We start from the raw sequence: 13,157 nt of genomic DNA on the forward strand, positions 1-13,157 counted from the left end.
TTAGAGGTATCTGCTCTAGTAAAATCTGATGAGATTTTGATCCGGCATAATTTTTTACATTATTTTTGACAGAACAGTTGCCACTTCAAATCTTGTAAATGCTTTCTTTCTATATCCACAACGTATTTTTGCAAATGTTGTTGCACTTTATCGACGGATAAATGTTTAGAAAGTGTTGGTTGCTGTACTTTTTGTGAATATTGATACTGAACAAAGCCACATTGGGGCAATTGTCGTCCTTTCATCACATTGACTTGCCAAGATGGATTTTCCTTCGTTGGCGAATAGATGACATATCCATTTAATTCATTTGGATTGGTCGAATTTTCTGGAATAGCATCAAAATGAAAATCTTTTACGCCTGTATTACGATAAATGCGTTCTCTCAATGCGATCCGCTCTTTAATTGAGCGTGCTGGTTGATTGCGATCAAAGAGAATTTCAATTTCAGATTGCCAATTTTCTGGCGTATCTGGCTTAGCTATATAAACATAGCGAGCAATGGTTTCTAAATCTTGGCTGCCAGTAAGGGCATAATTTTTACCGTTGTGCTCTAACTGTGTAGGAACATTTAATTGAGTCAGTTTAGTTGCACAGCCAGAGAGTATAAGTGCGGTCAATATAACAAAAATTTTATTCATTGATATCTCGCTTAAATACAAATTCGGTTTCAGTTGATGATGCTGAATCAAACCAATAACCACCTAAATCAAATTCTTTTAATTGTTCAATGTCGGTTAAACGATTTTGAATAAGATAACGGCACATTAAGCCTCGAGCTTTTTTAGCATAAAAGCTAATTACTTTGTATTTGCCATTTTTATTGTCTAAGAAAACTGGCTTAATAATTTTGGCATTAAGCTGGTTTTCTTTAACAGATTTATAATATTCATCAGAGGCTAAATTTATCAGAACGTTATCACCTTGTGCATCTATAGCTTGTTGAACCGCTTGGGTAATCACATTTCCCCAAAATGCATACAGATCTTTTCCTTTCGGATTGGCTAATTTTGTGCCCATTTCTAATCGGTAAGGTTGCATTAAATCAAGTGGTTTTAAAAGCCCATAAAGTCCAGACAGCATACGTAAATGAGATTGAGTAAAAATGACATCATCTTCTGAAAGTGAATCAGCATCTAAACCAGTATAAACATCGCCTTTAAATGCAAATAATGCAGCGCGGGAATTATTTTCATTGTGAATTTTTGTCCATTCTGCAAAGCGTGCGGCATTTAGACCGGCTAACTTATCGCTGATAGACATAAGAGATGAAAGATCTTGCGGAGAAAGTTTACGACAAACCTCAATAAGTTGTTCGCTGTAATCAGTAAAGTGAGGTTGAGAAACAGGAAAATTTTTTACCGCACTTTCAAAGTCAAGGGTTTTCGCAGGGGAGATAATGGCTAACATAATCGTCCTTTTATGAAAAAAGAATGGGCGTATATTAGCATAAAAATTTACACTAAACGCGTTTATATAGCCCATTTTCACTCATGATGAGATCTTGCAATTCAAGATCGAGCAACTGAACAAGTAAAACATCGACACTCAAGTTAAATTCTTCAGCTAAATCATCAATGCTCACAGGCGTGTAACCGATACGAGAGTAAAGTTTCGGGTGACTTGGTGCTTCTACTAATCGCCGAGGATCGGGTGGAGGCGTGTAATTAGGCACAGCGATCTGGTCAAAATCGATTTCAGTTTGGCTATGGATAGAATGTTGGTAGAGAGTTTCCAAAATATCCTTTGCATTTTCCACCAACATTGCGCCTTGTTTGATGAGGCGATTACAACCTTGGCTAAATTCACTTTGAATATTGCCTGGCACAGCAAAAACCTCTCGGTTTTGTTCCAATGCATACCGAGCGGTAATCAGAGAACCGCTTTTTTCCGTGGCTTCAACCACTAATGTCCCAACCGAAAGCCCGCTAATAATCCTATTACGACGAGGGAAGTTTGTCGCAATTGGTGCTTGGTTTGGTAAAAACTCAGAAACTAATGTACCGTTGTTTTGCAAAATGAGTTCTGAAAGTTTTCGGTGCTTTACGGGATAAATTTGTTCTAATCCGCTTCCTAAAACTGCAATGGTTTGTCCTTGAATATCAACAACTGCTTGATGGCAATGCCCATCTATTCCCAACGCAAGTCCACTGGTAATCGTAAAGCCAGCCAATGAAAGTTCCGTAGCAAAATATTTAGCCCAATATTCACCATAAGCTGTGCAGTAGCGACTTCCCACCATAGCAATTTGACGTTGTGAAAGTGCGGTCAAATTTCCTTTTACAAATAGCAGAGGGGGAAAGCTCGCTATTTGTTTCAATAGAAAGGGGTAAAAAGGGGAAAAATAATTCACCAAATGATTTCCCTCTTTTTGTGACCACTCTAGTGCAGGCTCAATAAATTTTGCTTCAGGCTTGAACCAACGACGAATTTGAATGGCGCCCCATCCCATTTGTCGGAAAGCAATATCATCATAATTGAGCAACTCATCTAGCGTAATATTGGATAAAATTTTATCAATGCCCACTCCGCCAAGTTTAGGGACTTGCATTAGGCGGAGTAGCGTGTAAGTAATATCTTGCATGCTTTTTCCTTTTTGATTTGAAAATTTAGTATGGAAAAAACGAGTAAAAGAAACGATTAACTTGAAAGCATTTTGCGATATAGATCGCAAAAATTCTTTTTGATGAGTAAAAAATTGCAAAATTTTTCTTATTTTGAAAATGTAAAAAATTAAATAATAAAAATTTGCTGATTGTAATAGACTTGGTTGAATATTCTTTTTATTTTGAATTTATTAGTTAAATGTATATTTTATGTTGTGTTGAAATAATTTTTTTTGATATAAAACGCTAAAAAATAGTTTGACAGCCAGTTTTTTATTCGTAATATGAAAAGCGTTTTACACAGAAGGATTTTTATTTATGTCTCGTATTGTTTCTTTATCTCTCAACCTGCTGCTCTCACATTTTGTGTGCGGCTAAGTTGTGGATGAAAAACATCAGATGTAAATACCCAATTTTAAACCCGCACTTTATAAGTTGCGGGTTTTTTTGTCTAAAAAATACAGGAAAATGCGCCGCACTTTCGGAGTGATTTAAGAAGGATATAAATTATGACAGATCGCGTTATTATTTTTGATACGACTTTGCGTGATGGGGAACAGGCGTTAAAAGCAAGTTTGACGGTAAAAGAAAAATTACAGATCGCTTTAGCACTTGAACGCTTAGGCGTGGATGTAATGGAAGTGGGGTTCCCCGTTTCTTCTCAAGGGGATTTTGAATCGGTACAAACCATTGCACGCCATATCAAAAACGCTCGTGTTGCCGCGTTATCTCGAGCGGTAGATAAAGACATTGATGCCGCATACCAAGCATTGAAAGTTGCTGAAGCATTTCGTATTCATACTTTTATTGCAAGCTCGGCATTACACGTTGAAGAGAAATTAAAACGTTCTTTTGATGATGTGGTAGGAATGGCTGTTGCAGCAGTGAAACGCGCACGTAATTATACGGATGATGTTGAGTTCTCTTGTGAAGATGCAGGCCGTACAGGCATTGATAATATCTGTCGTATTGTTGAAGCGGCAATTAATGCCGGTGCAACTACGGTAAATATTCCCGATACCGTAGGTTTTTGCTTACCAAATGAATACGGCAATATTATTGCTCAAGTACGTAACCGTGTGCCAAATATCGACAAAGCTGTGATTTCTGTGCACTGCCACAATGACTTAGGTATGGCAACAGCCAACTCCTTAACTGCAGTACAAAATGGTGCTCGCCAAATTGAATGTACTATCAACGGTATTGGCGAGCGCGCAGGCAATACCGCCTTGGAAGAAGTTGTGATGGCAATGAAAGTTCGCCAAGAATTTATGGGCGTAGATACTCGTATCAATACTCAAGAAATTCACCGTGTTAGTCAAATGGTTAGCCAGCTTTGCAATATGCCGATTCAGCCGAATAAAGCCATTGTGGGTTCAAATGCTTTTGCGCACTCTTCTGGCATCCATCAAGATGGTATGTTGAAAAACAAAAATACTTACGAAATTATGTCTCCAGAAACGATCGGTTTGAAAAAAGAAAAATTGAATTTAACCGCTCGTTCCGGCCGTGCAGCAGTGAAGGGGCACATGACCGACATGGGCTACACCGAGCAAGATTACGATTTGGATAAATTGTACGATGCCTTCTTGAAATTAGCGGACAAAAAGGGCCAAGTGTTCGATTATGATTTGGAAGCATTGGCGTTTATTGATATGCAACAAGGCGATGAAGATCGTTTAGTGTTAGATAAACTTTCTGCACACTCCACTAAAGAATATCCAGCAACAGCCTTTGTTCAATTGAAATTAGATGGTGAAAAATTAAGTACGTCTTCAATTGGCGGTAACGGCCCGGTCGATGCGGTTTATAACGCTATCTTAAATTTAACTGGCTTAGAAATCAAAATGTCTCACTATAACTTAACCGCTAAAGGCGAGGGGGCAGAAGCATTAGGGCAAGTGGATATTGTGGTTGAACACGAAGGGCGTAAATTCCATGGTGTTGGTTTAGCAACAGACATCGTTGAATCTTCTGCACTTGCTTTAGTCCACGCGATCAATGCGATTTATCGAGCGCATAAAGTCGCAGACATTAAAAGCCATAAACATCATTAATTGATTAGTCCCCCTCTTTACAAAAGAAGGGAGAAAATTAACCGCACTTTAGTGTGACAGAACATAGGAAAAATAATATGCAATCATACAACATCGCTGTTCTACCGGGAGACGGTATTGGTCCAGAAGTGATGGCTGAAGCCATTAAAGTATTAAACAAAGTCCAAGAAAAATTCGGTTTCAAACTTAACTTTAACGAATTTTATGTAGGAGGTGCTGCAATTGATAATTGTGGTTGCCCATTACCAGCCGAAACCTTAAAAGGTTGTGATGAGGCTGATGCGATTTTGTTTGGTTCTGTGGGCGGCCCTAAATGGACAAATTTACCACCGGATCAACAACCAGAACGCGGTGCATTGTTACCATTGCGTAAACATTTCAAATTATTCTGCAATCTTCGTCCTGCTACCCTTTATAAAGGACTCGAAAAATTCTGTCCATTACGTGCAGATATTGCAGCAAAAGGATTTGATATGGTGGTGGTTCGTGAATTAACAGGCGGAATTTATTTCGGTCAGCCTAAAGGTCGCGAAGGCGAAGGCGCACAAACCAAAGCATTCGATACGGAAGTTTATTACAAATTCGAAATCGAACGCATTGCTCGCGCAGCCTTTGATGCGGCAATGAAACGTCGTAAACACGTGACTTCTGTGGATAAAGCTAACGTATTACAAGCGTCAATCTTATGGCGTGAAACCGTGACCGAAGTGGCGAAAGATTATCCTGAAGTCACCTTAGATCATATTTATATCGACAACGCGACCATGCAGTTAATCAAAGCGCCTGAGTCTTTCGACGTGCTCCTCTGCTCTAACATTTTCGGTGATATTATTTCTGATGAAGCGGCGATGATCACAGGTTCTATGGGGATGTTACCATCTGCTAGCTTAAATGAAGAAGGTTTCGGCTTATATGAGCCAGCTGGCGGTTCAGCACCTGATATTGCAGGCAAAGGCATTGCTAACCCAATTGCACAAATTCTTTCTGCTGCAATGATGTTACGTTACAGTTTCAACTTAAATGAAGCAGCGGATGCCATTGAAAATGCGGTACAGCAAGTTTTAGCAAATGGTCACCGTACGGGTGATTTAGCCGATGATTCTGCGCCTGTTTTAACTGCGGAAATGGGCACATTGATTGCTGACGCAATCTAATAAAAAACAATGAAAGTGCGGTTCAAAAATACCTCGGATTTTAACCGCACTTACCCTAACAAAAGCCTCTAACGAATTGAGAAATATTATGGCAAAAACACTTTACGAAAAATTATTTGATTCGCACATTGTGTATGAAGCAGAGGGCGAAACGCCGATTTTGTATATTAACCGTCATTTGATCCATGAAGTGACTAGTCCACAAGCCTTTGATGGTTTACGTGTTGCGGGGCGCCAAGTGCGTCAAGTGAGCAAAACTTTTGGTACCATGGATCATAGCATTTCTACCCAAGTGCGTGATGTGAACAAACTTGAAGGACAAGCGAAAATTCAAGTGTTAGAACTTGATAAAAATACCAAAGCGACGGGTATCAAATTATTTGATATGACAACGAAAGAGCAGGGAATCGTACATGTGATGGGGCCTGAGCAAGGCTTAACTTTACCTGGTATGACAATCGTCTGCGGTGACTCCCACACAGCTACTCACGGTGCTTTCGGTGCTTTAGCATTTGGTATTGGCACTTCTGAAGTTGAACATGTATTAGCCACTCAAACACTAAAACAAGCTCGCGCAAAAAGTATGAAAATTGAAGTTCGCGGCAAAGTGGCACCAGGCATCACCGCCAAAGATATTATTCTTGCCATTATCGGTAAAACCACCATGGCAGGTGGCACAGGCCATGTGGTGGAATTCTGCGGTGAAGCGATTCGTGATCTTTCTATGGAAGGCCGTATGACCGTATGTAATATGGCGATTGAAATGGGTGCGAAAGCAGGTTTAATCGCACCAGATGAAACCACTTTCGAATACTTAAAAGGTCGTCCACATGCACCGAAAGGTAAAGATTGGGATGATGCCGTTGCTTATTGGAAAACCTTAAAATCTGATGACGATGCACAATTTGATACAGTGGTAACATTAGAAGCAAAAGATATCGCACCGCAAGTCACTTGGGGCACGAATCCTGGGCAAGTAATTGGTATCGATCAACGCGTACCTAATCCAGAAGAAATGACTGATCCCGTGACTCGTGCTTCAGCAGAAAAAGCCTTGAACTATATCGGTTTAGAAGCTAACACCAATTTAAAAGAAATCCCTGTGGATCAAGTGTTTATCGGTTCTTGCACCAATGCTCGTATCGAAGATTTACGCGCGGCGGCGGCGGTGATGAAAGGACGCAAAAAAGCCGATAACGTAAAACGCATTTTAGTGGTGCCGGGCTCTGGTTTAGTAAAAGAACAAGCGGAAAAAGAAGGCTTGGATAAAATCTTTACCGAAGCGGGCGCTGAATGGCGTAATCCGGGCTGTTCAATGTGTTTAGGCATGAATGACGACCGTTTGGGCGAATGGGAACGTTGTGCTTCTACGTCAAACCGTAATTTTGAAGGTCGCCAAGGCCGTAACGGTCGCACTCACTTAGTGAGTCCTGCAATGGCAGCAGCAGCAGGGATGTTCGGTAAATTCGTTGATATTCGTGACGTAACATTAAACTAAGGAGCAGAACATGGCAGGATTTAAACAACTTTCAGGCTTAGTAGTGCCATTGGATGCGGCAAACGTGGATACGGATGCGATTATTCCAAAACAATTTTTACAAGCCATTACCCGTGTAGGTTTCGGTAAACACTTATTCCATGAATGGCGTTATTTGGATGTAGAAGGCACCAAGCCAAACCCAGATTTCGTATTGAATTATCCACAATATCAAGGCGCGACCATTTTATTAGCGCGTAAAAACCTTGGTTGTGGTTCTTCTCGTGAACATGCGCCTTGGGCATTGGCGGACTATGGTTTCAAAGTGATGATCGCACCCAGTTTTGCGGATATTTTCTATAACAACAGCTTAAATAACCATATGTTACCGATTCGTTTAAGCGAAGAAGAAGTGGAAGAAATCTTCCAATGGGTGTGGGAAAATGAAGGCAAACAAATCCATGTGGATTTAGAAGCCATGACTGTAACCGTAGGTGACAAAGTCTATCACTTTGAGCTGGATGAATTCCGTCGTCATTGTTTGTTAAACGGCTTGGATAATATCGGTTTAACTCTTCAACACGAAGACAAAATCTCAGAATACGAGAAAAACATTCCAGCGTTCTTGCGCTAAAAAAGATAAAAGTTAGGTGTTTTTTATCTAATCCTAAAAGTTAGACTATTAAATCAAGGACTGAGTTCTATACTCCATGGGGCTTAGTCCTTTTAGTTTACACTGAGTACGCTCATGATAATGAATGCACTCATGAATTATTTTTCTAGTTGATCAAAAGTATCAAATTGTTTTCCATTGTAGTCTTTCTTTTTTACTGCCTAAAGAAGCTCTCCGTCACCGCATTATCTAAACAATTTCTTTTTCTCGACATACTTTGTTGAATACCGTTTTTCAATAGGATTTATTGATAACCTCTCATTTGATATTACCTTCTTTGGTCGCGCTACAGTGCAATAAAATCTGGTCCAATTATTGCACAATGGCTTTTCACTTCAGATATTGCTTGATTTAATGGGGGGATTATTCAGTATTTTCTTTTATCATTTGAAAGAACAAATCAATAAAGATAAGACGATATCACAACAAATTATACGGATTATTGTGATAATCATGAATGTTACGTTTATCGTCTTATTACTCTAGCACTAAGTCCTCCTCAACATTAATCATAAGAAAGTCCAACGTATGATAAATATATTGGACATAAAGGAGAATTAGACGATTTAATGTTTGTTCGAGAGATTGAAAATATGTTTGGATGAGAAAACAATTTTTACTATATTGAAGATAAAAATTCCTCACTTGTTGTTTGAAAGATAAGGTATTTAGTTAATAAAAAATCTGCACCTTAGTGAGTTGGTTATTTAGTCCAACTTTAGGGGCAGATTATTTAGTCCTATTTATTCTTTTGTCAAAGAATACATTATTGACGGTAATCCGACAAAAATCTTGCTAATTTTGTAATGGCTTCTTCAAGTTGATTCACATAAGGAAGGGTGACAACACGGAAGTGATCTGGCGAATGCCAATTAAATCCTTTACCGTGCACAAGTAGTACTTTTTCTTGGCGGAGTAAATCCAGCACCATTTTTTCATCACTGTGAATATTGAATTTTTTTACATCAATTTTCGGGAACATATACATCGCCCCCATTGGTTTCACGCAAGTAATGCCTGGAATTTGAGTGATGAGATCGTAGGCTTTATTACGTTGCTCAAGTAATCTGCCGCCCGGTAAAATAAATTCATTAATACTTTGATAGCCACCAAGTGCGGTTTGAATTGCATGTTGCATTGGTACGTTAGCGCATAAACGCATTGATGCCAGCATATCCAAGCCTTCAATATAACCTTTCGCATTATGTTTTGGTCCGTTTAAAATCATCCAGCCTTGGCGGAAGCCCGCAACTCGATAAGCTTTTGATAAACCATTTAAGGTAACGGTTAATAAATCAGGAGCAAGTGCGGCAATGTGATGATGTATCGCGCCATCGTATAAAATTTTGTCGTAGATTTCGTCAGCGAAGATAATCAAATTATTTTGGCGAGCGATTTCCACAATTTCTTGTAATAATTCTTTGCTATACACTGCACCAGTTGGGTTGTTTGGGTTGATGATAACAATCGCTTTAGTTTTCGCATTCACCTTTGCTTTAATATCATCAATAGCGGGGAACCAATTTGCCTCTTCATCACAAAGGTAATGAACAGCTTTACCGCCAGAAAGTGTTACCGCAGCAGTCCAAAGAGGATAATCAGGCATCGGCACAAGTACCTCATCGCCATCATTGAGTAATGCTTGCATGGCCATTGTAATAAGCTCAGAGACGCCGTTGCCAATATATACATCATTGACGGTCGCGCCGTGGATCCCTTTTGATTGATAATATTGAACAATGGCTTTACGAGCAGAATATAAACCTTTTGAATCACAGTAGCCTTGAGCTGACGGTAAATTACGTAATACGTCAACCAAAATTTCATCAGGTGCTTCAAAGCCGAAAGGTGCGGGATTACCGATATTTAGTTTTAAAATTTTATTGCCTTCTTCTTCTAAGCGTAGTGCTTCTTTGTGCACGGGGCCGCGAATGTCATAACATACGTGTTCTAATTTGTCGGATTTTGGGAATAATCGCATAGTGAAATCCTTTTATTTCTAATAAATTTTTCGAGAAAAGTGCGGTTAATTTACGCTGAATTTTCAATATTGAAAAGATTTTGTAAAAAAATTTTTTGTCATTAACAATCTGCGGTAGAATACCAGCTAATTTTTTGTGTATTTAAAACAAAATCTAATGAGTTATTTAGCGCAGGCAATAGGCGAGTTAAAATCGCAAATTCACGCATATTTACAGCAATCAACGAATGAACTTGTCCGTTTTCAGGTAAAACTGGATAAGGTCGATTTATTGGCTTGGCTGAAAGGTCAATCTGCGTATCCACAATTTTATTTACATTTTCGTGATGAAGCAAAAGCATTGGCTGCTCTTGGTGAAGAGCGGTCATTTTCACAGTTAAATTTAGCGCAAGAGTTTATTGAAGAAAGTGGTTTTCCACTGGTAGGAGGTTTGCAATTTCAAGGTACCACACAATTTGTATTACCCAAAATTCTTGTTGAACAGGATGAGAAAGGTGCATTGGTATCATTTTTTGTGAAAGATGAGCAAAGTGCGAATGATACTTTAGCTCACCTCAAAACTTTTGAAAATCTCACCGCACTTTCTGCTTTGCCAAAACAGATTCCTTTGCATACAGAGCCTCGAGCGAATGAAAGAACTTGGTATGATTGGGTAAATCAGGCTTTGGTGGAAATTAAAAGTGGAGAGCTGACAAAAATTGTATTAGCCAATGAAACCACTTTTCATTTAAAGCAAGCGATTAATGCGTACGATTTTTTAGCTGAAAGCGAAAAACAAAATCAAGGTTGTTATCATTTTTTGTGGGCTGAAAATTCTCATTCGGTTTTTGTTGGTTCTACGCCAGAACGCCTATTTGCTCGAGAGTATAACTTGTTGCTAACCGAGGCTTTGGCAGGGACAGCATCAGTTTCTGAAAGTGAGGAAGAAACGCAATCTCAAGCGAATTGGTTGTTAAATGACGAGAAAAATTTAAAAGAAAATTGGTTGGTCGTAGAAGATATTTCGCAGAATTTACGTAAGCAAGTAGAAAGTTTTGATGTAAGCAATGTGGAATTGAAACCGTTACGTAAAGTACAACATTTGATTCGTAAAATTCGTGCAAATTTGACCGCACATTATGCAGATGTAAATATATTAAAAGCGATTCATCCAACAGCTGCGGTATCTGGTTTGCCACAGCAACAAGCCAAAATGATTTTGTCAGAAATTGAAACCTTTGATCGAGGCTGGTATGCGGGAACATTGGGTGTGATGAGCGATGCATGTTCAGAGTTTTGTGTGGCGATTCGTTCTGCCTTTATTGAAGGTCATCGTATTCGTGTATTTGCTGGTGCGGGCATTGTGGCAGGCTCGCAGCCATTGGAAGAATGGAAAGAAATTGAACGTAAAGCAGCAGGGTTAATTTCCTTGTTTGCAGAAGAAAAATGATAACGGAGAAAAAAATGTCGGTAAGCGTGTTTAATCGTTGTTGGTCGAAAGTGATTTTAGAAACCTTGGTGCGCCAAGGCGTTTCTCACGTTTGTATCGCGCCAGGTTCGCGTTCGACACCTTTAACTCTAGAAGCCGTACGTTTGCAAAATGCGGGTTCAGTCACTTGTCATACGCATTTTGATGAACGCGGTTTAGGTTTTTTTGCTTTGGGTATTGCTAAGGCAACTCAATCACCTGTTGCCATTATTGTGACATCAGGCACAGCGACTGCAAACCTTTATCCAGCAATTATTGAAGCACGCCAAACAGGTGTGAATTTATTTATTTTAACTGCGGATCGTCCACCAGAACTTTGGGAGTGCGGTGCAAATCAGGCTATTTTGCAGCAAAATATGTTCGGTCAGTATCCAGTTGCAAATGTTAATCTACCTAAACCGAATGCAGATTATTCTGCGCAATGGTTGATTTCTCTACTTGAACAGGCTGCCTTCCAACAAAAACAACAGGGTGGTGTTGTTCATATTAATGTGCCATTTGCCGAGCCACTTTATGATGCAACTGATGAGGCTGTAGATTCTCACCCTTGGCTGCAGCAGCCGTTACAACGTTGGTTAATTCAAACTAAGCCTTGGATGAATGTAGAGGCGCAACAGAACGAAGTATTAATGCATGAAAACTGGGATCATTGGCGCACTAAGCGTGGTGTCGTTGTGGTTGGTCAATTACCTGCAGAACAAGCGATGAGCATTAATTCTTGGGCAACCTCAATGGGCTGGGTGTTACTGACGGATATTCAATCTGGTGTTGTTCCAACGACACCTTATGAAGATATTTGGCTTGCAAACCAAACTGTTCGTGAAAAACTTCTGCAAGCTGATATTGTGATTCAATTTGGTGCACGCTTTATTAGTAAGCGAATTAATCAATTCTTACAGGCTTTTAAAGGTGAATTTTGGCTGGTTGAACAAAGCGGTAAAGCATTAGATCCTTATCATCATTCGCTTACCAGATTTAATGCCAAAGCTCATCATTGGCTGCGTGCGCATCCTCCTTTACGCCAAAAGCCTTGGTTGCTTGAGCCATTAGCTTTATCTAAGTTCTGTTCGACCTTTATTGAACAGCAAGTAGGCGGAAATTTAACGGAAGCCTCGCTCGCATTACGTTTACCAACACTTTTACCTTATAACGGTGTTTTATTTTTAGGTAATAGTTTACTTGTTCGTCTGGTTGATGCGCTAACGCAATTACCAGAAAGTTATCCTGTTTATACCAATCGTGGCGCAAGTGGAATTGATGGTTTGTTGGCTACGGCAGCTGGAATTGGTATCGGTTCAAATAAACCTGTTGTTGCGGTCATTGGCGATACGTCCACTTTATATGATTTGAATTCTTTCGCATTATTCAAAAACGTTACGCAACCAACGGTAATCTTTGTGATCAATAATAATGGTGGCGCGATTTTTGATATGTTACCTGTGGATGAACAAGTCAAAGATCAGTTCTATCGATTACCGCATAATGGCGATTTTTCTCAAATCGCGGCAATGTTCGATCTCAAATACGCTCATCCTTATACTTGGGCAGATCTCAATTCTGTTGTTAAACAGGCTTATAGTCGTCGCAAGGCAACGTTAATTGAAATTAAAACCAATCCGAGTGATGGTAGCGGTTTGTATAAACGCTTAATTGAGCAAATTAGTCACGCGGTGATTGGTGCTTAAGTATTCTGTAGGCGGGCTTTAGTCCGCCATATTTTATTATTTTCTATCAATAATCC

At 39.5% G+C, this 13,157-nt stretch carries 10 protein-coding genes and 1 pseudogene; 6 read left to right on the top strand and 5 right to left on the bottom strand.

Annotated features, from left to right (window positions below; genetic code table 11):
* Positions 1–59: 59 nt before the first annotated feature.
* The 3 genes from DV417_RS01135 to dprA are packed head-to-tail and all read right to left on the bottom strand — an operon-like array spanning position 60 to position 2,584.
* Complete coding sequence (locus tag DV417_RS01135; RefSeq protein WP_118878076.1) at positions 60–641, bottom strand: hypothetical protein; 582 nt, start codon at positions 639–641, stop codon at positions 60–62.
* Positions 634–1,410 (bottom strand): peroxide stress protein YaaA, encoded by a 777-nt coding sequence (gene yaaA / locus DV417_RS01140; protein WP_118878079.1) that lies wholly within the window; start codon positions 1,408–1,410, stop codon positions 634–636. Before yaaA ends, DV417_RS01135 begins: the two co-directional genes overlap by 8 nt.
* 52 nt (positions 1,411–1,462) lie before the next feature.
* Positions 1,463–2,584, bottom strand: a complete 1,122-nt coding sequence (gene dprA / locus DV417_RS01145; protein WP_114891002.1) for a DNA-processing protein DprA — start codon at positions 2,582–2,584, stop codon at positions 1,463–1,465.
* Between the two features lie 531 nt (positions 2,585–3,115).
* Here dprA and leuA point away from each other — a divergent pair.
* The 4 genes from leuA (at position 3,116) to leuD (ending at position 7,928) form a co-directional block, all read left to right on the top strand.
* Positions 3,116–4,663 (top strand): 2-isopropylmalate synthase, encoded by a 1,548-nt coding sequence (gene leuA / locus DV417_RS01150; RefSeq protein WP_118878081.1) that lies wholly within the window; start codon positions 3,116–3,118, stop codon positions 4,661–4,663.
* Between the two features lie 77 nt (positions 4,664–4,740).
* Entirely contained in the window at positions 4,741–5,817 is a 1,077-nt protein-coding gene (gene leuB, locus DV417_RS01155; RefSeq protein WP_065245828.1) for a 3-isopropylmalate dehydrogenase, read from the top strand.
* Positions 5,818–5,905: 88 nt separating this feature from the next.
* Positions 5,906–7,315: a 3-isopropylmalate dehydratase large subunit gene (leuC, locus tag DV417_RS01160; RefSeq protein WP_065250218.1), complete on the top strand. Its 1,410-nt coding sequence runs from the start codon at positions 5,906–5,908 to the stop codon at positions 7,313–7,315.
* 10 nt (positions 7,316–7,325) lie between these two features.
* On the top strand, positions 7,326–7,928 hold the full coding sequence (gene leuD / locus DV417_RS01165; RefSeq protein ID WP_065245830.1) for a 3-isopropylmalate dehydratase small subunit: 603 nt from the start codon (positions 7,326–7,328) through the stop codon (positions 7,926–7,928).
* 48 nt (positions 7,929–7,976) lie between these two features.
* Here the strand turns inward: leuD and DV417_RS01170 are convergent.
* Positions 7,977–8,235, bottom strand: a pseudogene (locus DV417_RS01170) (IS3 family transposase); the annotation flags it as partial.
* Positions 8,236–8,733: 498 nt separating this feature from the next.
* The gene (locus tag DV417_RS01175; RefSeq protein WP_118878084.1) at positions 8,734–9,948 is read right to left on the bottom strand and encodes a pyridoxal phosphate-dependent aminotransferase; all 1,215 of its coding nucleotides are present in this window, start codon (positions 9,946–9,948) and stop codon (positions 8,734–8,736) included.
* Positions 9,949–10,105: 157 nt separating this feature from the next.
* Between DV417_RS01175 and DV417_RS01185 the strand changes: the two genes are divergently transcribed.
* Complete coding sequence (locus tag DV417_RS01185) at positions 10,106–11,377, top strand: isochorismate synthase (RefSeq protein ID WP_192878519.1); 1,272 nt, start codon at positions 10,106–10,108, stop codon at positions 11,375–11,377.
* Between the two features lie 14 nt (positions 11,378–11,391).
* Positions 11,392–13,101, top strand: a complete 1,710-nt coding sequence (gene menD, locus DV417_RS01190; protein ID WP_118878089.1) for a 2-succinyl-5-enolpyruvyl-6-hydroxy-3-cyclohexene-1-carboxylic-acid synthase — start codon at positions 11,392–11,394, stop codon at positions 13,099–13,101.
* The last annotated feature ends 56 nt before the right edge of the window (positions 13,102–13,157 follow it).

This window comes from Haemophilus haemolyticus, from assembly GCF_003490935.1.
In the GTDB taxonomy this organism is placed as follows: domain Bacteria; phylum Pseudomonadota; class Gammaproteobacteria; order Enterobacterales; family Pasteurellaceae; genus Haemophilus; species Haemophilus haemolyticus_M.

What these genes read in the sequence shown, in the direction of transcription:
- DV417_RS01135 (WP_118878076.1), bottom strand. Translation starts at nt 641, where the DNA reads ATGAATAAAATTTTTGTTATATTGACCGCACTTATACTCTCTGGCTGT.
- yaaA (WP_118878079.1), bottom strand. Translation starts at nt 1,410, where the DNA reads ATGTTAGCCATTATCTCCCCTGCGAAAACCCTTGACTTTGAAAGTGCG.
- dprA (WP_114891002.1), bottom strand. Translation starts at nt 2,584, where the DNA reads ATGCAAGATATTACTTACACGCTACTCCGCCTAATGCAAGTCCCTAAA.
- leuA (WP_118878081.1), top strand. Translation starts at nt 3,116, where the DNA reads ATGACAGATCGCGTTATTATTTTTGATACGACTTTGCGTGATGGGGAA.
- leuB (WP_065245828.1), top strand. Translation starts at nt 4,741, where the DNA reads ATGCAATCATACAACATCGCTGTTCTACCGGGAGACGGTATTGGTCCA.
- leuC (WP_065250218.1), top strand. Translation starts at nt 5,906, where the DNA reads ATGGCAAAAACACTTTACGAAAAATTATTTGATTCGCACATTGTGTAT.
- leuD (WP_065245830.1), top strand. Translation starts at nt 7,326, where the DNA reads ATGGCAGGATTTAAACAACTTTCAGGCTTAGTAGTGCCATTGGATGCG.
- DV417_RS01175 (WP_118878084.1), bottom strand. Translation starts at nt 9,948, where the DNA reads ATGCGATTATTCCCAAAATCCGACAAATTAGAACACGTATGTTATGAC.
- DV417_RS01185 (WP_192878519.1), top strand. Translation starts at nt 10,106, where the DNA reads ATGAGTTATTTAGCGCAGGCAATAGGCGAGTTAAAATCGCAAATTCAC.
- menD (WP_118878089.1), top strand. Translation starts at nt 11,392, where the DNA reads ATGTCGGTAAGCGTGTTTAATCGTTGTTGGTCGAAAGTGATTTTAGAA.